Here is a 26,283-nt window from a genome sequence, read left to right on the forward strand (position 1 = left end):
CGGAACTGCGCGACCAGCCACAACGGCGGCCCACCGCACCCACCGGACGCAAGGGCCACCCCGCAGGGGCGCTGGGAGCACCCCCGGGCGAAGCCTGGCGGGCGGGGCCCCCCGCAAGTGTGGGGACCCGCAAGTATGGGGGGCGAAGGCCGCAGCGGCAGGCGTTCAGTGGAGGAAGGGGTCGATCGCCACCGCGACGAACAGCAGCGTGGCGTACGTGATCGACCAGTGGAAGAGCCGCATCTCCTTGAGCTTCGCCCCCGTGACCCCCGCCTTCGCCCGCGCGTGCAACCCGTGGGCCTCCTTGAGCCAGAACGCGCCGAGCACCGCGGCCACCACCGGGTAGAACCACGAGGTCACCCCGAGCGGCCACCACAGCGCCATCGACGTCAGCACCATGACCCAGCTGTAGAGGACGATCTGCCGGGCCACCACCTGATTGCCGGCCACGACCGGCAGCATCGGCACGCCGACCCGCGCGTAGTCGTCCTTGACCTTCATCGACAGCGGCCAGTAGTGCGGCGGCGTCCAGAAGAAGAGGACGAGGAAGAGCACGAACGGCGCCCACGCCAGCTCGTTGCGCACCGCGGACCAGCCGATGAAGACCTGGAGGCACCCGGCCACCCCGCCCCACACGATGTTCTGCGCGGTACGCCGCTTCAGCCCCAGCGTGTAGACGAAGACGTAGTAGAGGATGGCCGTCAGGGACAGCGCCGCCGACAGCGGATTGACCAGCAGCGCGAACCAGACGGTCGAGACCACCGAGAGCGTGACGCCGAAGACCAGGCCCTCGCGCGGCGAGACCAGCCCGGTGACCAGCGGACGCTGCTCCGTGCGGTGCATCAGCGCGTCGATGTCCCGGTCGATGTACATGTTGAGCGCGTTCGCGCCGCCTGCGGACAGATAGCCGCCGGTGACCGTCGCCAGCACCAGCCAGAGGTCGGGAACGCCGCCCTGCGCCAGGAACATCACCGGAACCGTCGTGATGAGCAGCAGTTCGATGATGCGTGGTTTGGTCAGCGCCACGAACCCCATGACACGGGCCCCGAACGGCCGGTGACCTGAGCCTGTCCCGAGGACCCCTGCGGGTCGGGCTTCGACGGCCGTCACGAACACCCCAAGAGAGATGAGTTCTGCAAGCACCGGCCGCCTGCTGAACAGCGGGGCCCAGTGAGGCTTGCGCGTACCACGCCACTCTAGACGGACGGAATACCCGGCTTGCGCGGGGGGTGGACCGTGTTGGCCCACGGCCCGGCGACCCCCGCCCCACCACCCGGACGACCCGCGTCCGTCGCCCGCGCCACCCGCACCCGCCACCCGGGCCACCCGCGCCCACCGCCCCGGCGACCCGCGTCCGCCGCCCGGACCGGGCCCGCCCCCTCACCCGCGCGCCCCGCGCGCCCTCACCGGTGCGCCACGCGCCCCACGCCGTTGACCGATTTCGAGAGGCGTACCCGCCCTCACCGGGGCAGGATCGAAAAGGTGAGCGCCCCTGCGGCGGGTAGGCTCGACCACGTCGGATAGGCACCAGTCACCGGCGCTTTTCAACATGTGGAGAGGAGCCCTGACCCAGGGTGAGCAAGCAGCCGACCACCACAGACCTTGAGTGGACCGATCTGGACAAGCGGGCCGTGGACACCGCCCGCGTCCTGGCCATGGATTCCGTGCAGAAGGTCGGCAACGGCCATCCCGGCACGGCGATGAGCCTGGCCCCGGCCGCCTACCTGCTGTTCCAGAAAGTCATGCGGCACGACCCCGCGAACGCCGACTGGACCGGCCGCGACCGTTTCGTGCTGTCGGCCGGGCACACCAGCCTGACCCTCTACACCCAGCTGTTCCTCGCGGGTTACGGCCTGGAGCTGAGCGACCTGGAGGCGTTCCGCACCTGGGGCTCGAAGACTCCCGGCCACCCGGAGTACGGTCACACGACCGGTGTCGAGACCACCACGGGACCGCTCGGCCAGGGCATCGCCAACGCGGTCGGCATGGCGATGGCCGCCCGTTACGAGCGCGGACTCTTCGACCCGGACGCGGCGCCGGGCACCTCCCCGTTCGACCACACCATCTGGGTGATCGCCGGTGACGGCTGCCTCCAGGAGGGCATCTCCGCCGAGGCGTCCTCGCTGGCCGGGCACCAGAAGCTCGGCAACCTGGTCCTGCTGTGGGACGACAACCACATCTCCATCGAGGGCGACACCGAGACCGCGGTCTCCGAGGACACCCTCAAGCGTTACGAGGCGTACGGCTGGCACGTGCAGCGCGTCGAGCAGCAGGCCGACGGCGACCTCGACCCGCACGCCCTGTACGCGGCGCTGCGGGCCGCGCAGGCCGAGACCGAGCGCCCGTCCTTCATCGCGGCCCGCTCGATCATCGCCTGGCCGGCCCCGCACGCGCAGAACACCGAGGCCGCGCACGGCTCGGCGCTCGGCGTGGACGAGGTCGCCGCCACCAAGCGGGTGCTCGGCTTCGACCCGGAGAAGTCCTTCCAGGTGTCCGACGAGGTGCTGGCGCACACCCGCGCGGTGGGCGAGCGCGGGCGCGAGGCGCGGGTGGAGTGGGAGAAGTCCTTCGCCGCGTGGCGCACGTCCAGCCCCGAGCGGGCCGCGACCTTCGACCGGATCGAGGCCGCCGAGCTGCCCGAGGGCTGGGAGCAGCACGTACCGTCCTTCGAGCCGGGCACCTCGATCGCCACCCGGGCCGCGTCGGGCAAGTTCCTCGAAGCGGTGGGCGCGGTCGTGCCCGAGCTGTGGGGCGGCTCGGCGGACCTGGCCGGGTCCAACAACACCACGATCGACAAGAACTCCTCCTTCCTCCCGGACGGCAACCCGCTGCCGGAGGCCAGGCGTTACGGCCGGACCGTGCACTTCGGCATCCGCGAGCACTCGATGGCCGCGGAGCTGAACGGCATCACGCTGCACGGCAACACCCGTGCGTACGGCGGCACTTTCCTGGTCTTCTCCGACTACATGCGCAACGCGGTACGGCTGTCCGCGCTGATGCACCTGCCGGTGACGTACGTGTGGACGCACGACTCGATCGGCCTGGGTGAGGACGGTCCGACCCACCAGCCGGTCGAGCACCTGGCGTCGCTGCGGGCGATCCCGGGGCTGAACGTGGTGCGCCCGGCCGACGCCAACGAGACCGCCGTCGCGTGGCAGGAGATCCAGCGCCGCTGGACCAAGGAGTTCGGCAAGGGCGCCCCGCACGGTCTGGCGCTCAGCCGGCAGGGTGTGCCGACGTACGCGCGCAACGAGGACGCGGCCCGCGGCGGCTATGTCCTGGCCGAGGCCGAGGGCGGTCCGGCCCAGGTGATCCTGATCGGCACCGGCTCCGAGGTGCAGCTGGCCGTCGGCGCGCGCGAGCAGCTGCAGGCCGCAGGCGTGCCGACCCGCGTGGTGTCGATGCCGTGCGTGGAGTGGTTCGAGCAGCAGGACCAGGAGTACCGGGAGAGCGTGCTGACCCCCTCGGTCAAGGCGCGGGTGTCCGTCGAGGCCGGTATCGGCCTGACCTGGCACCGCTATGTCGGGGACGCCGGACGCATCGTCAGCCTGGAGCACTTCGGTGCCTCGGCGGACGCCAAGGTGCTCTTCCGTGAGTTCGGGTTCACCGCGGAAGCGGTGGCCGCCGCGGCGCGGGAATCTCTCGCCGCCGCAGACCGCTGACGCAGACACACGACAATCAGGAGATGCAATTCCCATGACAGACGCACTCAAGCGCCTCTCCGATGAAGGCGTGGCGATCTGGCTGGACGACCTGTCGCGCAAGCGCATCACGTCCGGCAACCTGGCCGAGCTCATCGACGAGCAGCACGTGGTGGGTGTGACCACCAATCCGTCGATCTTCCAGAAGGCGATCTCCCAGGGCGACGGCTACGACGGCCAGCTCGAAGACCTCGCGGCGCGCCGGCTCACCGTCGAGGAGGCGCTGCGGATGATCACCACCGCGGACGTCCGCGACGCCGCCGACATCCTGCGCCCGGTGTACGACGCCTCCGATCACCAGGACGGCCGGGTCTCCATCGAGGTCGACCCGCGGCTGGCCCACAACACCAAGGCCACCGTCGCCGAGGCCAAGCAGCTGGCCTGGCTGGTGGACCGCCCCAACACCCTGATCAAGATCCCGGCGACCAAGGCCGGTCTGCCCGCGATCACCGAGGTCATCGGCCGGGGCATCAGCGTCAATGTCACGCTGATCTTCTCCCTGGAGCGCTACCGCGGGGTGATGGACGCCTATCTGTCCGGCCTGGAGAAGGCCAAGGCGGCCGGGATCGACCTGTCCGAGATCCACTCCGTGGCCTCGTTCTTCGTCTCCCGCGTGGACACCGAGATCGACAAGCGCCTGGAGAAGATCGGCTCCGAGCAGGCCAAGGCCCTCAAGGGCAAGGCCGCGCTCGCCAACGCGCGGCTGGCCTACGAGGCGTACGAGGAGGTCTTCTCCTCCGACCGCTGGACCGCCCTGGAGCGGGCCGGCGCCAACAAGCAGCGCCCGCTGTGGGCCTCGACCGGCGTCAAGGACCCGTCGTACCCGGACACCCTGTACGTCACCGAGCTGGTCGCGCCGAACACGGTGAACACCATGCCCGAGGCCACCCTGGACGCCACCGCCGACCACGGCGAGATCACCGGCGACACCGTACGCGGCACGTACGACCAGTCCCGGGCCGAGCTGGCCGCGCTGGCGGCGCTCGGCATCTCGTACGACGACGTGGTGCAGGTGCTGGAGGACGAGGGCGTCGAGAAGTTCGAGGCGGCCTGGAACGAGCTGCTGGACTCCACCAAGGCGGAACTCGAACGGCTCGCCCCCTCGGAGGCGTGAGGTGACCACCGAGAATCCGGCCAACGTCGCCGAGAACCCGCTGCGCGACCCGCTCGACCGGCGGCTGCCGCGGATCGCGGGGCCCTCGGGCCTGGTCATCTTCGGCGTGACGGGTGACCTGTCCCGCAAGAAGCTCATGCCCGCGGTCTACGACCTGGCCAACCGCGGTCTGCTGCCGCCGGGCTTCGCGCTGGTCGGCTTCGCCCGCCGCCAGTGGGAGGACGAGGACTTCGCGCAGGAGGTGCACGACTCCGTCAAGGAGCACGCGCGCACCCCCTTCCGCGAGGAGGTGTGGCAGCAGCTCGCCGAGGGCTGCCGCTTCGTGCCGGGCAACTTCGACGACGACGCCGCGTTCGAAACGCTCAAGGAGACCATCCAGGATCTGGACAAGGTCCGCGGCACCGGCGGCAACTTCGCCTTCTACCTGTCCGTACCGCCGAAGTTCTTCCCCAACGTGGTGCAGCAGCTCAAGAAGCACGGGCTGTCGCAGGGCAACGGGGACTCCTGGCGGCGCGCGGTCATCGAGAAGCCGTTCGGCCACGACCTGGCCAGCGCCCAGCAGCTCAACCAGCTGGTGCACGACGTCTTCCCGCCCAACGAGGTCTTCCGGATCGACCACTACCTGGGCAAGGAGACGGTGCAGAACATCCTGGCGCTGCGCTTCGCCAACACGATGTTCGAGCCGATCTGGAACCGGTCGTACGTCGACCATGTGCAGATCACCATGGCCGAGGACATCGGCATCGGCGGCCGGGCCGGGTACTACGACGGCATCGGCGCGGCCCGTGACGTCATCCAGAACCACCTGATCCAGCTGCTGGCGCTGACCGCGATGGAGGAGCCCGGCTCCTTCCACCCCAAGGCGCTCACCGCCGAGAAGCTCAAGGTCCTGGGCGCCGTCGTGCTCCCCGAGGACCTGGGCGCCCACACCGTGCGCGGGCAGTACGCGCACGCCTGGCAGGGCGGCGAGGAGGTGCTCGGCTACCTGGAGGAGGACGGGATCAACCCCAACTCCAAGACCGACACCTACGCGGCGGTGAAGCTGGAGATCAACAACCGCCGCTGGGCGGGCGTGCCGTTCTATCTGCGGACCGGCAAGCGGCTCGGCCGCCGGGTCACCGAGATCGCGGTGGTCTTCAAGCGGGCCCCGTATCTGCCCTTCGAGTCCGGCGCCACCGATGAGCTGGGCGAGAACGCCCTGGTCATCCGGGTGCAGCCGGACGAGGGCGTCACGGTGCGCTTCGGTTCGAAGGTGCCCGGCACCTCCTCGATGGAGGTACGGGACGTCACGATGGACTTCGCGTACGGCGAGTCCTTCACCGAATCCAGCCCGGAGGCGTACGAACGGCTCATCCTCGATGTGCTGCTCGGCGACGCCAACCTCTTCCCGCGCCACCAGGAGGTCGAGCTGTCCTGGACCATCCTCGACCCCGTCGAGCGGTACTGGGACAAGCACGGCAAGCCCGCGCAGTACGCGTCCGGCACCTGGGGACCGGCCGAGGCGGACGAGATGCTCGCACGAGACGGCAGGAGCTGGCGCCGGCCATGAAGATCGATCTGACGGACACCACGTCATCGCGTATCAACGCCGGGCTGATCCACGCCCGGCGGGCCACCGGCACCCCGGCCGTCGGGATGGTGCTCACCCTGGTCATCGTCACCGACGAGGGCAGCGCCTACGACGCGCTGAAGGCGGCCGGCGAGGCGTCGCGCGAGCACCCCTCGCGGATCCTCGTGGTCATCAAGCGGCCCGGCCGCTCGCCGCGGGACAAGGCGCTGGCCCGGCTCGACGCCGAGGTGCTGGTCGGAGCGGAGGCGGGCACCGGCGAGACGGTCGTGCTGCGCATGCACGGCGAGCTGGCCAACCACGCCGAGTCCGTGGTGCTGCCGCTGCTGCTGCCGGACGCCCCCGTGGTCGTCTGGTGGCCGGAGGACGGCCCGGAGAACCCCTCGCTCGACCCGCTGGGCAGCCTCGGGCAGCGCCGGATCACCGACGCCTCGGCCTCGGAGGACCCGGTCGGCGCGCTCGGGCAGCGGGCGGCCACGTACGCGCCCGGCGACACGGACCTGGCCTGGACCCGGATCACCCCGTGGCGCTCGATGCTGGCGGCCGCGCTCGACCAGAAGCACTCGTCCATCACGAGCGCTTCGGTCGAGGGCGAGGCGTACAACCCGAGCACGGAGCTGCTGGCCCTGTGGCTGGCGGACCGGCTGGGGGTGCCGGTGGAGCGCAAGGTCTCCGGCGGGCCCGGGATCACCGGGGCGCGGCTGTACACCGCGGACGGCGACATCTGCCTGGACCGGCCGAACGGCGCGCTGGCCGAGCTGGCGATGCCGGGGCAGCCGGACCGGCATGTCGCGCTCAAGCGGCGGGAGACCTCCGAGCTGATCGCGGAGGAGCTGCGGCGGCTCGACCCGGACGACATCTACCGGTCGACGGTGCAGTTCGGGGTCAAGCACCTGGTGGACAGCACGGGTCAGGCGACCGGGCAGCACACCGGGGGCAACACCGGTGACGGTTCCGGGGAGCCGGTGCCCTCGGCGGCGGCCAAGAAGGCGTCTCCGGCCACGGCGAAGAAGGCCCCGGCTGCCCCGGCGAAGAAGGCCGCGGACAAGTGAGTACGCCGCAGGTGGTCGTCCACCGGGACAAGGAACTGATGGCGCGCGCCGCGGCGGCCAGGCTGATCACGAAGATCGTGGACGCCCAGGCCGCCCGGGGCTCCGCCTCGGTCGTGCTGACCGGTGGGCGCAACGGCAACGGGCTGCTCGCGGCCCTCGCCGAGGCGCCCGCGCGGGACGCGGTGGACTGGAGCCGGCTGGATCTGTGGTGGGGCGACGAGAGGTTCCTCCCGGAGGGGGACCCCGAGCGCAACGTCACGCAGGCCCGGGAGGCGCTGCTGGACTCGGTGCCGGTCGATCCGGCGCGGGTCCATGTGATGGGGGCGTCCGGCGGGGAATACGTGTCCGCCGACGCGGCGGCCGAGGCGTACGCGGCGGAGCTGGCGGCCGCGGCCGGGCCCGAGGACCACGGGCCGGTGCCGACGTTCGACGTGCTGCTGCTGGGGGTGGGGCCGGACGCGCATGTGGCCTCGCTCTTCCCCGAGTATCCCGGGGTGCGGGAGTCCGTACGGACGGTGGTGGGCGTCCACGGGTCGCCGAAGCCGCCGCCCACACGGGTGTCGCTGACGCTGCCGGCGATTCGGGCGGCGCGGGAAGTGTGGCTGCTCGCGGCGGGCGCGGACAAGGCCGGGGCGGTGGCGCTCGCGCTGTCGGCGCCGGGTGAGTTGCAGGCGCCGGCGTCCGGGGCGTACGGGCGGGCCCGTACACTCTGGCTCCTCGACGCGGCGGCCGCCGCCCACCTCCCCCCACAGCTCTACCCCCCGTCCTCGTCCTAGGCCCCACCGGGCCCGGGGAGCGTTGAGGGGGCCGGGGGACTTTGTCCCCCGGCCCCCTCATGGGTGAGGCCCCCGCGGGGGCTACGCGCCGCGGAGGGCGCGGTACTTCGCGACCAGGGCTCGCGTGGACGCGTCGAGCCCCGGCACGTCCGCCCCTTCGCTGAGCGCGGGCTCGATCCGCTTCGCGAGCACCTTCCCGAGTTCGACCCCCCACTGGTCGAACGAGTCGATGTTCCACACAGCCCCCTGTACGAACACCTTGTGCTCGTACAGCGCCACCAACTGCCCCAGCACGGACGGCGTCAGCTCGGACGCGAGGATCGTGGTCGTCGGGTGGTTCCCCCGGAACGTCTTGTGCGGGACCAGTTCCTCCGGAACCCCCTCCGCCCGTACCTCGTCCGGCGTCTTGCCGAAGGCCAACGCCTGCGTCTGCGCGAAGAAGTTCGCCATCAGCAGGTCGTGCTGCCCGGCCAGCGGCCCGAGTTCGGCGATCGGCCGGGCGAACCCGATGAAGTCCGCCGGGACGACCTTCGTCCCCTGGTGGAGCAACTGGTAGTACGCGTGCTGCCCGTTGGTCCCGGGCGTCCCCCACACCACCGGCCCGGTCTGCCAGTGCACCGGATTGCCCTCGCGGTCCACGGACTTGCCGTTGGACTCCATGTCCAGCTGCTGCAAGTACGCCGTGAACCGGCTCAGATAGTGGCTGTAGGGCAGCACCGCGTGCGACTGCGCGTCGTGGAAGCCGCCGTACCAGATGCCGAGCAGACCGAGCAGCAGCGGCACGTTCTCCTCGGGCGGCGCCGTCCTGAAGTGCTCGTCCACCAAGTGGAATCCGGCGAGCATCTCCCGGAACCGCTCCGGCCCGATCGCGATCATCAGCGAGAGGCCGATCGCGGAGTCGTACGAGTAGCGCCCGCCGACCCAGTCCCAGAACTCGAACATGTTCTGCGTGTCGATGCCGAAGTCGGCGACCTTCTCCGCGTTCGTGGACAGCGCGACGAAGTGCTTGGCCACCGCCTCGTCCCCGGCGCCGAGTTGGCCCAGCAGCCAGCGCCGCGCGGCCGTGGCGTTGGTGATCGTCTCGATCGTGGTGAAGGTCTTGGACGCGATGATGAAGAGCGTCTCGGCCGCGTCCAGGTCGCGTACCGCCTCGTGCAGGTCCGCGCCGTCCACGTTGGAGACGAAACGGACCGTCAGCCCGCGGTCGGTGTACGCGCGCAGCACGTCGTAGGCCATCGCGGGGCCGAGGTCGGAGCCGCCGATGCCGATGTTGACGACATTGCGGATGCGCTTGCCGGTGTGCCCGGTCCACTCGCCGGAGCGGACCCGGTCGGTGAAGACCGCCATCTTGGCGAGCACCGCGTGCACGGCCGGTACGACGTCCTGCCCGTCCAGGGTGATCGTCGCCGACCGGGGAGCGCGCAGCGCGGTGTGCAGCACCGCGCGGTCCTCGGTGACGTTGATCCGCGCACCGCGGAACATCGCGTCCCGCAGCTCGAACACCCCGGTGGCCGCAGCCAGTTCGCGGAGCAGCCGCAGCGTCTCGTCGGTGACGAGCTGCTTGGAGTAGTCCAGGTGGAGGTCACCGACCTGGAAGGTGTAGCGGCCGGCCCGTCCGGGGTCGCGGTCGAACAGCTCCCGCAGGCCGACGTCCGCCAGCTCCGCCCGGTGCTTGGCGAGCGCGTGCCACTCGGGACGCTGGTCGAGCCGGGTGGAGCTCTGCGCGTTCGTTTCGGACATCAGTCCACATCTCCTCGTCCTAGTGCGACACCAAACTAATTGATGGCGCGGCAGAACGAGATCTCATGGCCCGCCGGTTGCTCAGAAGCCCCCGCGGTGCAGCCGCCCGGCGTAGTGCTCCTCCAGGACTGCGTTGCGCTCGAAGCCGCCGGGGAGGTTGGCGGAGATGTAGACCGGCGCCTTCTCGCCCTCGGCGGTGAGCAGGCCGACGGACTCGGCGACGACCATCTGGACCAGCAGCGCCGAAGTGAGGGTGGAGACCCCGCACAGGGCGCCGCCGTCGGGCAGCGGGAGCAGCGCGTCGCCGGCCGGGGCGCAGTTGTCGAGTACGGCGTCGGCGAGGTCGGCCAGCCGCTTGCCGCTGGGGTGCAGCGCGGGCACGGCGTGGGTGTGGGTGAGCGAGGTCAGGGCGATCAGCGGGTGCCCGGCCGCCTTGACGTGCAGGGCCATGTCGACCACGGAGTTGTTGACGCCGGAGTTGGAGACGATGACGAACAGGTCCTGGGGGCGGGGCTTGGCCAGGTCGTACAGCCGCCGGGCCAGGCCAGGGGAGCGCTCCAGCAGCGGGTCGTCGAGCACCGAGCGGTCCTCGCCGCCGCGCAGCACCAGATCGGCCAGCCCGATCCGGTTGGTGGGAATCAGACCGCCGGCCCGGCCGACGATCTCCAGCACGGTGGCCTGGGAGTGGCCGGTGCCGAAGCCGTGGATCACCCCGTCGGCGGCCACGCAGTCCGCGAAGAGCCGGGCGGCGGCGGCCACCGACTCCTGGTTGGCCTCGACGGCCCGGTCGACTGCGGCCCGTGCCTCCCCGGCGAACCGGGCGGCGCTGAGCTGTGTTTCGGTCATGACCGGGCCCCTTTGCGGCAGTGCTGCGACAGTGACGATCTTCGGCGAAGATCTTCGGTTGATTCAACCGACCTCATGGCACTTCGATGAAACATTGAACCGACCCACGTCGTCAAGAGGCCCGGCGGCGGGTGCGGGAGGGCTCACAGCAGCAGTCGGCGGGCGATGGCGGCCGCGCCCGCGGCGCCGTCCGGCACCGGGAAGATCCGCAGCTCCAGGGCGGCGAGCCGGTCGGTGACACGGGCGAGCAGCGGCCCGCCGGGGCCGAGCAGCCCGCCGGTGGCCACCAGCGGCTCGCCGGGGTGCGGCCGCAGCGCCCGTACGGAATCGGCGAGCAGCCCGGCGGCCTCGTCGAGCAGCCGCAGGGCCACCTCGTCGCCCTCCCCGGCCGCCGTGACGACCAGCGGGCTGATCAGGGCGAGCCGTACCGGCAGTTGGGTGTAGGCGTGGGCCACCACGGTTTCGGCGAGGTCGGCGCGGGTGCCCGCGTCCGAGAGCGGCCCGACGGCGGGGGCGCCGGCGCCCAGATAGTGCGCCGCGACCTTGTCGACCAGGCCGGTCCAGGGCCCGCGCCGGTCCAGGGCCTCCAGGGCGGCCCTGACCGCGCGGTTGCCGAGCCAGAAGCCGCTGCCCTCGTCGCCCAGCAGCCAGCCGTGGCCGTCGACCGCGGCCGCGCGGCGGCGGCCGGTGAGCCGGGTGGCGATGGCGCCGGTGCCGGCGATGAGCACCAGCCCGTCCACGGGGGCGCCGGGCGCGGACGCCAGCGCGATCTCGGTGTCGCCGCCGACGCCCACGGCCGCTCCGGTGATCCCGTGGGCGGCCAGGGCGTCGCGCACGCAGGACAGCGCCAGGCCGTGGCCGCGCTCGTCGCCCAGGCCGGGCGCGGCACCGGCGAAGCCGCCGTACGCCGCCGCCACCCGCCCCCGTACGCCCTCCGGCACCGCCCGCAGCGCCTGTCCCACCGCGTCGGTCAGATGCGCGGTCAGGTCGGCGCGGCCCACGCTCAGCGCGTTGCCGGGCCCACCGGCGCCGCGGCCGAGCACGGCGGCCGCCTCACTGTCGCTGTCGCCGTCACCGCCGCCGGTCGCCATCAGCAGGGCCCTGGTACGTGTGCCGCCCGCGTCGATACCGATCACCCACGGTTGGCTGTAGATTTCATTCATCGACACGCATGGTGGTTGATGGATTCACCGGCGCACAAGCCCTGACGAGACGAGTCGTCAATGATCACCGCACTGATCCGCTCGGAACTCCCCCGGATGTCCGGCTCCCTGCGCAAGGTGGGCGAACTGGTCCTGGCCGACCCGGTCGCGGCCACCCACGGCTCGGCGGCCGAGCTGGGCCGCCGCACCGGGACCTCCCAGGCCACCGTGACCCGCTTCTGCCGGGCGCTGGGCCTGGACTCGTATCAGCATCTGCTGATCGAGCTGGCGCAGGAGCAGGGGCGCAGCGAGGCCGAGCCCAGGACCGCCGCGCTGGGGCCGAGGATCGGCCCCGACGACGATCTGGAGAAGGTGATCGCGGTGGTCGCAGAGGCCGATCTGCGGGCCTTGCGGCACACCGCCGACCTCCTGGACCGCGAGGCGCTGGAAAGGGCCGCACAGGCCCTCGCGGGCGCCCGCAGGATCGATGTGTACGGCGTCGGCGGCTCGGGGATCGTCGCTCACGAGACACAGGCCCGGCTCTTCGGGATCGGCTGCGCGGCCCACGCCTGGACCGAGGTGCACGCCGCGGAGACCTCGGCGGCCCTGCTGACGCCCTCGGACGCGGTGGTGGCCGTCTCGCACTCGGGCACGACCCGGGAGGTGCTGGAGCCGCTGCGGCTGGCCGCGGAGCGCGGCGCGGTCACCGTGGCCGTCACCGGCGATCCGCGCTCGCCCGTCGCGCAGGCGGCCGACGTGCGGCTGACGTCCTTCTCGGGCGAGACCAGCTTCCGGCGCGGCAACTTCGGCACCCGCCACTCGGTGCTGCTGATCGTGGACTGTCTGTACGCGCGAGTCGCCCAGCTCACCTACGAGCGGGCCACTGCCTCCATCGCGCTGACCTCCCACATCGCGGACGGCCACACGGCCCGGCCGCGCCGCCGCGGGATCTAGATCTCGCCGCGCAGCTTGGCCAGGGCCTCCGCCAGGATCGCCTCGCCGTCGGCGGCCGAGCGCCGCTCGCGCACATACGCCAGGTGCGTCTTGTACGGCTCGGTCCGCGGCGGGGCCGGCGGATTCTCCTCGTCCTGCCCGGCCGGGAAGCCGCAGCGGGGGCAGTCCCAGGTCTCGGGGATCTGCGCGTCGCTGGCGAAGCTCGGCTGGGTCTCGTGCCCGTTCGAGCACCAGAAGGAGATGCGAAGGCGGGGCGCGGACTCGCCGCGCTCGGCCTCTCCCATCGGCCCCGCTCCGACCCGACTTCCACGGATCGCGTTGCCACTTGCCACGGTCGTAACTCCCTGCGTGATGGTGCTGCGAGGTCGCCCTTCACGGAGACCGGTTCGCCCCCGCGCCTGGCGGGAAAGGGCACGGTATCCCAAGACGAGGTTCCATGATAAGTCGCGTCGGCGACGAGGCGTCAGTTCTCCCCCAAAGGGCCGGAATCGGACGCCACGCGCAGGCCGTTACTTCTGGAGCTTCATCACCAGGCCCAGCACGACGATGCAGGCGAACCACAGCAGACCGATCACGACGGTGATCCGGTCGAGGTTGCGCTCGGCCACCGAAGAACCGCCGACGGAGGACTGCATACCGCCGCCGAACATGTCGGAAAGGCCGCCGCCCTTGCCCTTGTGCATCAGCACGAGCAGCAGAAGCAGCAGGCTGAAAATAATGAGGGCGATGGAGAACCCGATGACCACGGCTGGACCAACTCTCTCGACTACATGACTACGGCACGGGGTGCGAGGGGTGCGGCGGGACCTGCACAGTCCCACCGCACCGCCACAGCCCCGTCAGGGTACTTCACCGTCGAGCAGAGTTCACTGGTCGCGGAAGCGGACGATCTTGACGAACTCGTCGGCGTCCAGTGCGGCGCCGCCCACCAGGGCGCCGTCCACGTCCGGCTTGGCCATGATCGCGGCCACATTCCCGGCCTTGACCGAGCCGCCGTACTGGATGCGCACGCCGTCGGCGAGCTCCTGGTCGTACAGCTCGGCCAGGCGGGCGCGGATCGCCCCGCAGACCTCCTGGGCGTCCTCGGGGGTCGCGACCTCGCCGGTGCCGATCGCCCAGACCGGCTCGTAGGCGATCACGATCGAGGCGGCGTGCTCGGCCGGGACGTCCTTGAGGCCGCCGTCGAGCTGGGCGAGGGTGTGCGGGACCTGCTGACCGGCCTTGCGGACGTCCAGGCCCTCGCCGACGCACAGGATCGGGGTGAGACCGTGCCGGTAGGCGGCCTTGACCTTGGCGTTGGTGATCTCCTCGTCCTCGCCGTGGTACTGGCGGCGCTCGGAGTGGCCGATCGCGACGTAGGTGCACTTGAGCTTGGCGAGCATGGGGCCGGAGATCTCGCCGGTGTAGGCGCCGGAGTCGTGCGCGGACACGTCCTGGGCGCCGTACTTGATCTTCAGCTTGTCGCCGTCGACGAGGGTCTGTACGGACCGCAGGTCGGTGAAGGGCGGCAGGACCGCGACCTCGACGCCCGCGAAGTCCTTGTCGGTGAGTCCGAAGGCGAGCTTCTGGACGTGGGCGATGGCCTCAAGGTGGTTGAGGTTCATCTTCCAGTTGCCCGCCATGAGCGGGGTACGGGTGCTCTGCTCAGTCATGATGATCAGCCCTCCAAGGCCGCGAGGCCGGGCAGCGTTTTTCCTTCGAGGTATTCCAGGCTGGCGCCGCCGCCGGTGGAAATATGGCCGAAAGCGTTCTCGTCGAAGCCCAGAATACGGACAGCGGCGGCCGAATCCCCGCCACCGACCACGCTGAACGCGGAACCGTCCACGAGCGCCTGGGCGACCGCGCGGGTGCCGTCGGCGAAGTCGGGGTGCTCGAAGACACCCATCGGGCCGTTCCAGAAGATGGTGGCCGCGTCGGCGAGCTTGTCGGCGAAGAGCTTGCGGGACTCCGGGCCGATGTCCAGGCCGAGTACGTCGGCGGGGATGGCGTCCACCCCGGAGACGACCGGCGAGGCCGGGGCCTTGGTGGCGAGGTCGGGGAACTCGGTGGCGCCGGTGATGTCCACCGGCAGTACGAACTCCACGCCCTTGGCCTCGGCGCGCGCCAGGTACTCGCGGACGACCGGGATCTGGTCCTCCTGGAGCAGGCTCTTGCCGACCTCGTGGCCCTGGGCCTTGAGGAAGGTGAAGACCATGCCGCCGCCGACGAGGATGCGGTCGGCCTTCTCCAGCAGATGGTCGATCACGCCGAGCTTGTCGGAGACCTTGGAGCCGCCGAGCACCACCGCGTAGGGGCGCGAGACGTCCTCGGTGAGCTTCTTGAGCACACCGACCTCGGTGGCGATCAGACCGCCGGCGGCGTGCGGGAGCCGGGCCGGCAGGTCGTACACGGAGGCGTGCTTGCGGTGCACCGCGCCGAAGCCGTCGCCGACGTAGGTGTCGGCCAGCTCCGCCAACAGGTCGGCGAACGCGCCGCGTTCGGCGTCGTCCTTGCTGGTCTCGCCCGCGTTGAAGCGCAGGTTCTCCAGCAGCGCGACCTGGCCGGGGGCCAGGGAGGCGACGGCCGCCCGGGCACTGTCGCCGACCGTGTCGGTGGCGAACACCACGTCCTGGCCGAGGAGTTCACCGAGCCGCGCGGCGACCGGGGCGAGCGAGAACTTGGGGTCGGGCGCGCCCTTGGGGCGGCCCAGGTGCGAGGCGACGATCACCTTGGCACCGGCCTGGACGAGCCTGGTGATGGTCGGTACGGCGGCGCGGATCCGGCCGTCGTCGGTGATCGTCTCACCCGCGAGCGGGACATTGAGGTCGGCGCGGACGAACACCCGCCGGCCCTCGACCTGTCCCTCGGCGACCAGGTCGTCGATGGTCTTCATCTGTGGGATCTCCTGTGCGTGGACGGAAGAATGACGCGGGGCCCGGGCGGACCCGGGGACCGTACGGCCCGGGAGCCCGCCGAACCCGGAAAGCTCAAGGAAAAGGGCCCGGAGGGCGCGCCATCGCGCCCGTCCGGACCCTGTGCCTCACATCGCTGTGCGGTGTCGGCTGCTGTGCTTCGCGCGGTACTCGGTCAGAGCCGGCCGCCGACGTAGACCGTGAGGTCCACGAGGCGGTTGGAGTAGCCCCACTCGTTGTCGTACCAGCCGATGACCTTGACGGTCTTGCCCTGAACCATCGTCAGGGAGGAGTCGAAGGTGCACGACGCCGGCCAGTTGACGATGTCCGAGGAGACGATCGGGTCCTCGGTGTACTCCAGCAGGCCCTTGAGCTGACCCTCGGCGGCCTTCTGGAAGGCCGCGTTGACCTCGTCCTTGGTGACCTCGCGCTCCAGGTCCACGACCAGGTCGGTGACCGAACCGGTGGGGACCGGCACGCGCATCGCGATGCCGTCCAGCTTGCCCCGCAGCTCCGGGATGACCAGCGCGGTGGCCTTGGCGGCGCCCGTGGTGGTCGGGATGATGTTCTCCGCGGCGGCGCGGGCGCGACGCAGGTCCTTGTGCGGGAAGTCCAGGATGCGCTGGTCGTTGGTGTACGCGTGGACCGTCGTCATCAGACCCTTGACGATGCCGAAGTTCTCCAGCAGCACCTTCGCCATGGGCGCCACACAGTTCGTGGTGCACGAGGCGTTGGAGATGATGTTGTGCTCGGCGGCGTCGTACTTGTCCTGGTTGACGCCCATCACGATGGTGATGTCCTCGTCGGTGGCGGGCGCCGAGATGATGACCTTCTTGGCACCGCCCGCGATGTGCTTGCCCGCGTCGGCGGCCTTGGTGAAGATGCCGGTCGACTCGATCACGATGTCGACGCCCAGCTCGCCCCACTTGATGGCGGCGGGGTCGCGCTCGGCGAGGACCTTGATGGTCTTGCCGTTCACCGTGATGGAATCGGCGGTGTGGGTGACCTCGGCGTTGAGGCGGCCCAGGATGGTGTCGTACTTCAGCAGGTGCGCCGTGGTCGCGGTGTCACCCAGGTCGTTGACAGCCACGATCTCGATGTCCGCGCCCTGCTCCAGGGCGGCGCGGAAGAAGTTACGACCGATGCGGCCAAAGCCGTTGATGCCTACCCGGATCGTCACGAACCGATCTCCTCGCTCATTCGCCGGTATCCTCTCCGGCTGCGAAATATGGGATGTCCCCGACCACCACCGACCCTACCGCGCCCAGGTGGCCGCAGTGACATCGGCCAGCCACGAGCGCGTAGGACGCGCAGCGCCCGACCTGGGCGCTGGGCGCCCCAAAGGGGCGCGAGGAACTGCGCGCTCAGCCGGCACGGTGGCGCGCAGGGCCCGCAGGCCCAGCCCCCGCGGCGGGTATCCGGACCACCGGCCAGTGGATGGCTGGTCACGCAGTTCCTCCCCCAGGCTTCGCCCGGGGGTACCCCCAGCGCCCCTTTGGGGCAACGCTGTCCGCAGAGGAATCGTAAGAGCGGCTGAACGTTCAGCCGACCATCTCGTCGGTGAGGTTCGCCTCCGTGCCGGGCAACCCGAGATCCGACGCCCGCTTGTCGGCCATCGCCAGCAGCCGCCTGATCCGCCCCGCCACCGCGTCCTTCGTCAGCGGCGGCTCGGCGAGCGACCCCAACTCCTCCAGCGACGCCTGCTTGTGGTCCATCCGCAGCCGTCCGGCGGCGGCCAGGTGCTCGGGCACCTCGTCCCCGAGAATCTCCAGCGCGCGCTGCACGCGCGCCCCCGCGGCGACCGCGGCGCGAGCCGACCTGCGCAGGTTCGCGTCGTCGAAGTTCGCGAGCCGGTTCGCCGTGGCCCGCACCTCGCGCCGCATCCGGCGCTCCTCCCAGGCCAGCACCGAGTCGTGCGCCCCGAGCCGCGTCAACAGCGCGCCGATCGCGTCACCGTCCCGTACGACCACCCGGTCCACATTGCGCACCTCGCGCGCCTTCGCCGGGATCTGCAGTCTGCGGGCCGCGCCGACCAGGGCCAATGCCGCCTCCGGGCCCGGGCAGGTCACCTCCAGGGAGGAGGAGCGGCCGGGCTCGGTGAGCGAGCCGTGGGCGAGGAACGCCCCGCGCCAGGCCGCCTCGGCGTCACAGGTGGCGCCGGAGACGACCTGCGGCGGCAGCCCTCGGATTGGCCGGCCGCGGCCGTCGACCAGACCGGTCTGCCGGGCGAGCTGATCACCGCCGGCCACCACCCGTACGACATAGCGGCTGCCGCGGCGCAGTCCGCCCGGGGCCATCACCACCAGATCGGAGGAGTGGCCGAAGATCTCCAGGATGTCCTTGCGCAGCCGGCGCGCCGCGATCCCGGTGTCCAGCTCCGCCTCGATCACGATCCGCCCGCTCACCAGGTGCAGACCGCCCGCGAACCGCAGGATCGACGAGACCTCCGCCTTCCGGCAGCAGGTCCGGGTGACGGGGAGCCGGGAGATTTCATCCTTCACCGCTGCCGTCATCGCCATGGGCCGATCCTTCCACGCATACGAAAAATCCGGTCATACGCGGCGGCCAACAGCTCCGGGTCGTGCCGCGGCCCGTCGGGGGCGGCGACCGGGGCCAGCTCGACCGTACCCCCCAGGCGTTCGGCCGCCTCGATGAGGCTGTCACGGTCGGGTACGGCGGCCTCGTCGGCGAGAACCACGTCGATGGTGAGTTTAGGGGCGTGTCGCCCCAAAACCTCCAAGTGACGCTGCGGAGAAAATCCTTCGGTTTCTCCCGGTTGCGGCGCGAGGTTCAAGGTGAGCACCCGGCGGGCTCTGGTGGTCATCAACGCGTCGGCCAGCTCCGGCACCAGCAGATGCGGGATGACCGAGGAGAACCAGGACCCGGGGCCGAGCACCACCCAGTCCGCGTCGAGCACCGCCCGTACGGCCTCGGGGACGGCCGGCGGGTCGGCGGGCACCAGCTGGACCTCCTGCACGTCGCCGGGGGTCAGCGCCACATTGGCCTGGCCGCGTACGGTCGAGATCGCCGCGGGGTCGGCCGGGTCGTGGCCGCGGACGACGGCGTGCAGATCGAGCGGGACCGCCGACATCGGCAGCACCCGGCCGTGCGCGCCGAGCAGCCGGCCCACCCACTCCAGGGCGGCCACCTCGTCGTTGAGCTGCTCCCACAGGGCGACGATCAGCAGATTGCCGACCGCGTGGCCGTGCAGATCGCCGCCGCTGACGAAGCGGTGCTGGAGCACCCGGGACCAGGTCTGGCCCCACTCGTCGTCGCCGCACAGCGCGGCCAGCGCCTTGCGCAGGTCGCCGGGCGGCAGCACCCCCATCTCGGTGCGCAGCCGGCCGCTGGAGCCGCCGTCGTCGGCGACGGTGACCACGGCGGTCAGATCCCCGGTGATCCGGCGCAGCGCGGCCAGGGAGGCGGACAGGCCGTGGCCTCCGCCGAGGGCGACCACCTTCGGCGGCACCCCGGTACGACGACCGGCGGCCGTCAGACGGCCGGCCCGGCGGCGCCGACCCGTCCTGATCACTCGCGCCCCATGTCCCTGTGCACCGTCACCGTCTCCACTCCGTCCGACGCCAGCCGCGCCGCGAGCCGTTCCGACATCGCCACGCTGCGGTGTTTGCCGCCGGTGCAGCCGACGGCGATGGTCACGTACCGCTTGCCCTCGCGCCGGTAGCCCGCCGCGATGATGTGCAGCAGCTCGGCGTACCGGTCGAGGAACTCCTTGGCGCCGGGCTGGTTGAACACATACGTGGCCACCTCGTCGTTGAGCCCGGTGAAGGGGCGCAGCTCCGGCACCCAGTGCGGGTTGGGCAGGAAGCGGCAGTCCACCACCAGGTCGGCGTCGACGGGAAGCCCGTACTTGAATCCGAACGACATGACGGTGGCCCGGAGTTCCTGCTCCTCGTCCCCGGCGAACTGGGCGTCGAGTTTGGCCCGCAGTTCGTGCACGTTGAGGCTGGAGGTGTCGACGACCAGGTCGGCGTCGCCGCGCAGCTCGCGCAGCAGATCGCGCTCGGCCGCGATGCCGTCGACGATCCGGCCCGAGCCCTGGAGCGGGTGCGGGCGGCGTACGGACTCGAAGCGGCGCACCAGCACGTCGTCCGAGGCCTCCAGGAAGATGACGCGGCGCTTGACGCTCTTGGTGGCCAGGTCGGCCAGCGACTCGCGCAGATTGTCGAAGAACTGCCGACCGCGTACGTCCACGACCACGGCGATCCGCGCGACATTGCCCTGGGAGCGGGCGCCGAGGTCGACCATGGTCGGGATGAGGGCCGGCGGCAGGTTGTCCACGACGAACCAGCCGAGGTCCTCCAGGCATTTCGCCGCTGTGCTGCGGCCCGCTCCGGACATGCCGGAGATGATCACCAGTTCGGGGATGGCCTCCAGGGCCTCACCCGCTCCACCGCTGGTCACGTGCGTACCGTCCCGTTCGTCCTGCTCGCTCATGTGCTGATCCCCCGATGGTCGGACGGGCCGCTGTCCGGTCCCGGGCCGGTCGGCGTACCGTCGTCCTCTTCCATGATCTCTCCGGTCGCGGTGTTCACCGCGGGTGCGGCCGGGGCCGCGGACGCCAGGGTCGCCACGACCGTCTCCGCCGTGTGGCGGCCGATCCCCGGGACCTGGCAGATCTCCTCCACACTCGCCGAGCGCAGCCGCTTCAGCGAGCCGAAGTGCTTGAGCAGGGCCTGCCTGCGGGTCGCGCCGAGCCCCGGCACCGCGTCCAGCACGCCGGCCTTCATCGACTTGGAGCGCTTGCTGCGCTGGTAGGCGATGGCGAAGCGGTGCGCCTCGTCGCGGACCCGCTGGAGCAGATACAGCCCCTCGCTGGTCCGCGGCAGGATCACCGGGTCGTCGTCCCCGGGCAGCCACACCTCTTCGAGCCGCTTGGCCAGGCCGCAGACGGCGACGTCGTCTATGCCCAGCTCGCTGAGGGCGCGGCGGGCCGCGGCGACCTGCGGCTGCCCGCCGTCGACCACCACGAGCTGCGGCGGATAGGCGAACTTGCGGGGCCGGCCGGTGTCGGGGTCGATGGGCCCGGCGACCGGCTCGGCGGGCACCTCGCCGCTCTCGGCCGCGGCGTGGGCGGCCCCGTCGCCGACGGTCTCCTCCCACTCGCTGGTGCGCTGCTTCTCCTGGAGGTAGCGGCGGAACCGCCGGGAGATCACCTCGTGCATGGAGCGGACGTCGTCCTGCCCCGCGAACGACTTGATCTGGAAGCGGCGGTACTCGCTCTTGCGGGCCAGGCCGTCCTCGAAGACCACCATGGACGCGACCACGTCGTCGCCCTGGAGGTGGCTGATGTCGTAGCACTCGATCCGCAGCGGCGCGGTGTCGAGGTCGAGGGCGGCGGCGATCTCCTCCAGGGCGCGGGAGCGGGTGGTCAGGTCCGAGGCGCGCTTGGTCTTGTGCAGGGCCAGCGCCTGCTGCGCATTGCGCGCCACGGTGGCCATCAGGTCCTTCTTGTCGCCGCGCTGCGGAATGCGCAGGCTGACATGGGAGCCGCGGCGCTGTGAGAGCCACTGGGCGACCGGCTCGGCGGGCTCGGGCAGCGCCGGGACCAGCACTTCCTTGGGCACTCCGCCGCTGCCGCCGGACTGCTCGGCGTCGCCGCTCTCCTCGCCGTAGAGCTGCTGGAGGGCGTGCTCGACCAGGTCGGCGGTCTCCACGGCCTCGACCTTGTCGGTGACCCAGCCGCGCTGGCCGCGCACCCGGCCGCCGCGGACGTGGAAGATCTGCACGGCGGCTTCGAGTTCGTCCTCGGCGACGGCGATCAGGTCGGCGTCGGTGGCGTCGGCGAGCACCACCGCGTTCTTCTCCATGGCGCGGCGCAGCGCCTCCAGGTCGTCCCGGAGCCGGGCGGCCTGCTCGTACTCCATCTTCCCGGCGGCGTCCTTCATGGCCTGCTCCAGCCGGCGCAGATAGGTGCCGGTGTGTCCGGCCATGAAGTCGCTGAATTCCTCGGCCAGTTCGCGGTGGCCCTCGGGGCTGATCCGGCCGACGCAGGGCGCGGAGCACTTGCCGATGTAGCCGAGCAGACAGGGCCGGCCGATCTGGTTCGAGCGCTTGAACACCCCGGCGGAGCAGGTGCGTACGGGGAAGACGCGCAGCAGCAGGTCGACGGTCTCGCGGATCGCCCACGCGTGCGCGTACGGCCCGAAGTAGCGCACGCCCTTGCGCTTGGGGCCGCGCATGACCTGGACGCGTGGGAATTCCTCGTTCATGGTCACGGCGAGCGAGGGATAGCTCTTGTCGTCGCGGTACTTGACGTTGAACCGCGGGTCGAACTCCTTGATCCAGGAGTATTCGAGCTGGAGCGCCTCGACCTCGGTGGAGACGACCGTCCACTCCACGGAGGCGGCCGTGGTGACCATCGTGGCGGTGCGCTGGTGGAGGTGGGTGATGTCCTGGAAGTACGACGACAGGCGCTGGCGCAGGCTCTTGGCCTTGCCGACGTAGATCACCCTGCGGTGCTCGTCGCGGAATTTGTAGACCCCTGGGGAGTCGGGGATCTGGCCCGGCTTCGGTCGGTAGCTGCTGGGGTCTGCCATGCTTCCCACCCTACTTGCGGGATATGACAAGTCCCTGCGGGCACGGCGGATACGGTCGCCGCCGGGCGCGGCGGGCGTACTCGCGGCCGGCCCGGCGGTGGGATCGCGTCGGTCGGGTGGCGGGGCCGGGCCGGTCAGGCTCTGGGCCGGGTCAGGCGGCCGGGCCCGCCGTCAATGTGCCGCCCGCCTCTTTCACCTGAACGGCCGGGAGCGGGACGGTCGCCGGGCCCTGGACGACGGCGCCGGTCTCCGCGTCGAACTCGCTTCCGTGGCACGGGCAGGACACCGTGGTGCCCTTCACCGCGTCGACCACGCAGCCCTGGTGGGTGCAGACCGCGCTGAACGCCTTGAAGGTGCCCTTGACCGGCTGCGAGACCACGACCCTGTCCTCGCGGTAGAGCTTCGCGCCGCCCACCGGCACATCGGTGGCCGGGCCGAGGTCCACCGTCCTGGTCGGACCCGACGCCGAGCCGTGCTTCGTGGTGCCGCAGGCGGTCAGACCGATTCCGGCGGCTCCCGCGAGCGCCGCGCCTCGCAGGACGGTACGGCGGCAGGCGGGCAGTTCGGTGGACATGGGCGCTCCTGGTACGGGACGTGGCGGGTGGTGCGATCCGTACCCTACGTCCCGAACCTGGGTGCCCTTCCTGCGGACGGCCGGGCCGGGCGGATCGTCGCCGCCGGGCCCGGCCGTGCGCCCACCGCTCAGGCCTTGGCCGTCCGCTTCCTGGGGGCGGCCTTCTTCGCGGCCGCCTTCTTGGCCGTGCCCGCGCCGGAGGCGACCCGCTTCCTGGGCGCCGGCACCGCCGCGTCGCTGACCGCCTCCGGGCTGAGGATGTCCCGCAGGAACTTGCCGGTGTGGCTGGCCGGGATGCCCGCGATCTGCTCGGGGGTGCCCTCGGCGACGACCAGACCGCCGCCGTTGCCGCCCTCGGGGCCCATGTCGATCACCCAGTCGGACGTCTTGATGACATCGAGGTTGTGCTCGATGACGATCACCGTGTTGCCCTTGTCGACCAGCCCGGACAGCACCTTGATCAGCTTGCTGATGTCCTCGAAGTGCAGCCCGGTGGTCGGCTCGTCCAGCACGTAGACGGTCCGCCCGGTGGAGCGCTTCTGGAGCTCGGAGGCGAGCTTGACGCGCTGCGCCTCGCCACCGGACAGGGTCGGCGCGGACTGCCCGAGGCGTACGTACCCCAGGCCGACCTCGTTCAGCGTGCGCAGATGGCGGGCGATGGTGGGCACCGCCTCGAAGAAGTCGAGCGCCTCCTCGATCGGCATGTCCAGCACCTCGGCGATGGACTTGCCCTTGTAGTGCACCTCCAGCGTCTCCCGGTTGTACCGGGCGCCGTGGCAGACCTCGCACGGGACGTAGACGTCCGGCAGGAAGTTCATCTCGATCTTGATCGTGCCGTCGCCCGAGCAGTTCTCGCAGCGGCCGCCCTTGACGTTGAAGGAGAAGCGGCCGGGCAGATAGCCGCGGACCTTGGCCTCCATCGTCTCGGCGAAGAGCCTGCGGACGTGGTCGAAGACACCGGTGTACGTGGCCGGGTTGGACCGCGGGGTGCGGCCGATCGGCGACTGGTCGACATGCACGACCTTGTCCACCAGGTCGTCGCCCGCGACCCGGGTGTGGCGTCCGGGCACCGTACGGGCGCCGTTCAGCTCACGGGCCAGGTGGGTGTAGAGGATGTCGTTGACCAGCGTGGACTTCCCGGAGCCTGACACACCCGTGACCGCGGTGAGCACACCGAGCGGGAAGGACACGTCGATGTCCTGGAGGTTGTGCTCGCGGGCGCCGTGCACGGTCAGCCGGCGCTTGGGGTCGATCGGCCGGCGTACCGGCGGCGTCGGGATGAACCGCTTGCCGGACAGATACTGGCCGGTCAGCGACTCGTCATTGACCAGCAGCTCCTTGAGCGAGCCGGAGTGCACCACATGGCCGCCGTGCTCACCCGCGCCGGGGCCGATGTCGACCACCCAGTCGGCGGTCTTGATGGTGTCCTCGTCGTGCTCCACGACGATCAGGGTGTTGCCCAGGTCGCGCAGCCGGACCAGGGTCTCGATCAGCCGGTGGTTGTCCCGCTGGTGCAGACCGATGGACGGCTCGTCCAGCACGTAGAGCACACCGACCAGGCCGGAGCCGATCTGGGTGGCCAGCCGGATGCGCTGGGCCTCGCCGCCGGACAGGGTGCCCGCCGCTCGGTTGAGCGAGAGGTAGTCCAGGCCGACGTCGACCAGGAACTTCAGCCGCTCGTTGACCTCCTTGAGGACGCGCTCGGCGATCTTGCGGTCACGGGCGTCCAGCTTCATCCCGCCCAGGAACTCGGCGCAGTCGCTGATCGACATCCCGGAGACGTCGGCGATCGACCGGTCCTGCACGGTGACGGCCAGCACGATCGGCTTGAGCCTGCTGCCGTGACAGGTCGGGCAGGGCACCTCGCGCATGTACCCCTCGAAGCGCTCCCGGCTGGAGTCGCTCTCGGAGTCCTGGTGGCGGCGCTTGACGAACGGCACCGCGCCCTCGAACTGCGCGTTGTACGCCCGCTCGCGCCCGTACCTGTTCCGGTACGCGACCCGGACCTCGGCCTTGTGGCCGTAGAGCAGCGCCTTCTTGGCGCGGGCGGGCAGCCCGGCGAAGGGGATGTCGGTGCGGAAGCCCAGCTCGGTCGCCAGGCCCTCGACCAGGCGCTCGAAGTAGCCCTTGGACATGCCGCCGTTCCAGGGGGCGATGGCGCCTTCCTGGAGGGACTTCTCCTCGTCGGGGACGATCAGCTCGGGGTCGACCTCCATCCGCGAGCCGATGCCGGTGCAGTCCGGGCAGGCGCCGAAGGGCGAGTTGAAGGAGAAGGAGCGCGGCTCCAGCTCCTCGAAGGACAGATCGTCGTACGGGCAGTACAGATGCTCGGAGAACATCCGCTCGCGCTGCGGGTCGTCCTCGGGCAGGTCGACGAAGTCCAGGATGACCATGCCGCCGGACAGGCCGAGCGCGGTCTCCACGGAGTCGGTGAGCCGGCGCTTGGCGGAGTCCTTCACCGTGAGACGGTCGATGACCACCTCGATGGTGTGCTTCTCCTGCTTCTTCAGCTTCGGCGGGTCGCTGAGCTGGATCGTGGCGCCGTCGACCCGGGCGCGGCTGTATCCCTTGGTCTGGAGGTCGGCGAAGAGGTCCACGAACTCGCCCTTGCGCTCGCGCACGAGCGGCGAGAGCACCTGGAAGCGGCTGCCCTCCTCCAGCTCCAGCACGCGGTCCACGATGGCCTGCGGCGACTGCCGGGAGATCGGGCGGCGGCACTCGGGGCAGTGCGGCTTGCCGATCCGGGCGAAGAGCAGCCGGAGGTAGTCGTAGACCTCCGTGATCGTGCCCACCGTGGAGCGGGGGTTGCGCGAGGTGGACTTCTGGTCGATCGAGACGGCCGGTGACAGGCCCTCGATGAAGTCCACGTCGGGCTTGTCCATCTGGCCCAGGAACTGCCGCGCGTAGGAGGAGAGCGACTCGACGTAACGGCGCTGGCCCTCGGCGAAGATCGTGTCGAAGGCGAGGGAGGACTTCCCTGAACCGGACAGACCGGTGAAGACGATGAGGGAATCCCGGGGCAGTTCAAGCGAGACGTTCTTCAGATTGTGCTCGCGAGCGCCACGGACGATGAGTCGATCGGCCACGCGGTGCGCCTTTCATAGAAGAGGGGGAGGAGAGTCAGCCCAGTCGGCACAGCACCCCCCAGAGAAGCGTAAACGGGGTGCACGCGGCATTTCTTCCGCGCCGGTCGTCCTGCCGTCTGTCGCCCCTGTGGTGGCGACGTCTACGACCTTATAGCACGCGCATTCGATTTAAGGACTTCCGCACACGGCTTCACCCGATCGTGTGATCCGGATCGGCGGCGGTACGGCTGTGACGTGGGAGAACGCCACGGGCACCCCGTCGGAGCCCGACTTGTCCACAGCC

The 26,283-nt window shown here is 70.9% G+C and carries 21 protein-coding genes; 6 read left to right on the plus strand and 15 right to left on the minus strand.

Features of this window, described 5'->3' with window-relative positions; genetic code table 11:
• Positions 1–165: 165 nt before the first annotated feature.
• Positions 166–1,116, minus strand: a complete 951-nt coding sequence (locus OHA30_RS06280) for a heme o synthase (RefSeq protein WP_328917759.1) — start codon at positions 1,114–1,116, stop codon at positions 166–168.
• A gap of 458 nt (positions 1,117–1,574) precedes the next feature.
• Between OHA30_RS06280 and tkt the strand changes: the two genes are divergently transcribed.
• The 5 genes from tkt to pgl are packed head-to-tail and all read left to right on the plus strand — an operon-like array spanning position 1,575 to position 8,210.
• Entirely contained in the window at positions 1,575–3,662 is a 2,088-nt protein-coding gene (tkt, locus tag OHA30_RS06285; RefSeq protein ID WP_328912793.1) for a transketolase, read from the plus strand.
• Positions 3,663–3,696: 34 nt separating this feature from the next.
• On the plus strand, positions 3,697–4,815 hold the full coding sequence (gene tal / locus OHA30_RS06290; RefSeq protein WP_328912794.1) for a transaldolase: 1,119 nt from the start codon (positions 3,697–3,699) through the stop codon (positions 4,813–4,815).
• Between the two features lies 1 nt (position 4,816).
• Complete coding sequence (gene zwf / locus OHA30_RS06295; RefSeq protein WP_328912795.1) at positions 4,817–6,364, plus strand: glucose-6-phosphate dehydrogenase; 1,548 nt, start codon at positions 4,817–4,819, stop codon at positions 6,362–6,364.
• Positions 6,361–7,434 (plus strand): glucose-6-phosphate dehydrogenase assembly protein OpcA, encoded by a 1,074-nt coding sequence (opcA, locus tag OHA30_RS06300; RefSeq protein WP_328912796.1) that lies wholly within the window; start codon positions 6,361–6,363, stop codon positions 7,432–7,434. The genes zwf and opcA overlap by 4 nt, the downstream gene beginning before the upstream one ends.
• Positions 7,431–8,210, plus strand: a complete 780-nt coding sequence (pgl, locus tag OHA30_RS06305; RefSeq protein WP_328912797.1) for a 6-phosphogluconolactonase — start codon at positions 7,431–7,433, stop codon at positions 8,208–8,210. Before opcA ends, pgl begins: the two co-directional genes overlap by 4 nt.
• An 81-nt stretch (positions 8,211–8,291) precedes the next feature.
• Here the strand turns inward: pgl and pgi are convergent, their stop codons facing one another.
• The 3 genes from pgi to OHA30_RS06320 form a co-directional block, all read right to left on the minus strand.
• Positions 8,292–9,950, minus strand: coding sequence for a glucose-6-phosphate isomerase (gene pgi, locus OHA30_RS06310; protein WP_328912798.1), 1,659 nt, complete (start codon positions 9,948–9,950; stop codon positions 8,292–8,294).
• Between the two features lie 81 nt (positions 9,951–10,031).
• Positions 10,032–10,796 (minus strand): SIS domain-containing protein, encoded by a 765-nt coding sequence (locus OHA30_RS06315; protein ID WP_328912799.1) that lies wholly within the window; start codon positions 10,794–10,796, stop codon positions 10,032–10,034.
• A gap of 143 nt (positions 10,797–10,939) precedes the next feature.
• Positions 10,940–11,959: an N-acetylglucosamine kinase gene (locus OHA30_RS06320; RefSeq protein WP_328912800.1), complete on the minus strand. Its 1,020-nt coding sequence runs from the start codon at positions 11,957–11,959 to the stop codon at positions 10,940–10,942.
• Positions 11,960–12,019: 60 nt separating this feature from the next.
• On the opposite strand from OHA30_RS06320, the gene OHA30_RS06325 reads away from it, so the two are divergent.
• On the plus strand, positions 12,020–12,892 hold the full coding sequence (locus OHA30_RS06325) for a MurR/RpiR family transcriptional regulator (protein WP_328912801.1): 873 nt from the start codon (positions 12,020–12,022) through the stop codon (positions 12,890–12,892).
• Here the strand turns inward: OHA30_RS06325 and OHA30_RS06330 are convergent.
• The 11 genes from OHA30_RS06330 to uvrA form a co-directional block, all read right to left on the minus strand.
• Positions 12,889–13,224, minus strand: a complete 336-nt coding sequence (locus OHA30_RS06330) for an RNA polymerase-binding protein RbpA (RefSeq protein ID WP_073497103.1) — start codon at positions 13,222–13,224, stop codon at positions 12,889–12,891. The genes OHA30_RS06325 and OHA30_RS06330 overlap by 4 nt on opposite strands.
• 177 nt (positions 13,225–13,401) lie before the next feature.
• The gene (gene secG, locus OHA30_RS06335) at positions 13,402–13,638 is read right to left on the minus strand and encodes a preprotein translocase subunit SecG (RefSeq protein ID WP_328912802.1); all 237 of its coding nucleotides are present in this window, start codon (positions 13,636–13,638) and stop codon (positions 13,402–13,404) included.
• A 120-nt stretch (positions 13,639–13,758) separates the two neighbouring features.
• The gene (gene tpiA, locus OHA30_RS06340) at positions 13,759–14,544 is read right to left on the minus strand and encodes a triose-phosphate isomerase (RefSeq protein ID WP_328912803.1); all 786 of its coding nucleotides are present in this window, start codon (positions 14,542–14,544) and stop codon (positions 13,759–13,761) included.
• A 5-nt stretch (positions 14,545–14,549) separates the two neighbouring features.
• Positions 14,550–15,764: a phosphoglycerate kinase gene (locus tag OHA30_RS06345; RefSeq protein WP_328912804.1), complete on the minus strand. Its 1,215-nt coding sequence runs from the start codon at positions 15,762–15,764 to the stop codon at positions 14,550–14,552.
• A 194-nt stretch (positions 15,765–15,958) separates the two neighbouring features.
• A complete protein-coding gene (gene gap, locus OHA30_RS06350; protein ID WP_328912805.1) occupies positions 15,959–16,963 on the minus strand; it encodes a type I glyceraldehyde-3-phosphate dehydrogenase in 1,005 nt (334 codons plus the stop codon).
• 361 nt (positions 16,964–17,324) lie between these two features.
• Positions 17,325–18,302 carry a DNA-binding protein WhiA gene (gene whiA / locus OHA30_RS06355; RefSeq protein WP_327291665.1) on the minus strand — a complete coding sequence of 326 codons (978 nt, stop codon included), beginning with the start codon at positions 18,300–18,302 and terminating at the stop codon, positions 17,325–17,327.
• Complete coding sequence (locus OHA30_RS06360; protein ID WP_405786142.1) at positions 18,293–19,312, minus strand: gluconeogenesis factor YvcK family protein; 1,020 nt, start codon at positions 19,310–19,312, stop codon at positions 18,293–18,295. The genes whiA and OHA30_RS06360 overlap by 10 nt, the downstream gene beginning before the upstream one ends.
• The gene (gene rapZ, locus OHA30_RS06365) at positions 19,312–20,238 is read right to left on the minus strand and encodes an RNase adapter RapZ (protein ID WP_328912806.1); all 927 of its coding nucleotides are present in this window, start codon (positions 20,236–20,238) and stop codon (positions 19,312–19,314) included. Before rapZ ends, OHA30_RS06360 begins: the two co-directional genes overlap by 1 nt.
• Complete coding sequence (uvrC, locus tag OHA30_RS06370) at positions 20,235–22,340, minus strand: excinuclease ABC subunit UvrC (protein ID WP_328912807.1); 2,106 nt, start codon at positions 22,338–22,340, stop codon at positions 20,235–20,237. Before uvrC ends, rapZ begins: the two co-directional genes overlap by 4 nt.
• 151 nt (positions 22,341–22,491) lie before the next feature.
• Entirely contained in the window at positions 22,492–22,914 is a 423-nt protein-coding gene (locus OHA30_RS06375; RefSeq protein WP_328912808.1) for a Rieske (2Fe-2S) protein, read from the minus strand.
• A gap of 128 nt (positions 22,915–23,042) precedes the next feature.
• Positions 23,043–26,000 (minus strand): excinuclease ABC subunit UvrA, encoded by a 2,958-nt coding sequence (gene uvrA, locus OHA30_RS06380; protein ID WP_328912809.1) that lies wholly within the window; start codon positions 25,998–26,000, stop codon positions 23,043–23,045.
• Between the last annotated feature and the right edge of the window lie 283 nt (positions 26,001–26,283).

It is taken from the genome of Streptomyces sp. NBC_00223, assembly GCF_036199905.1.
GTDB lineage: Bacteria > Actinomycetota > Actinomycetes > Streptomycetales > Streptomycetaceae > Actinacidiphila.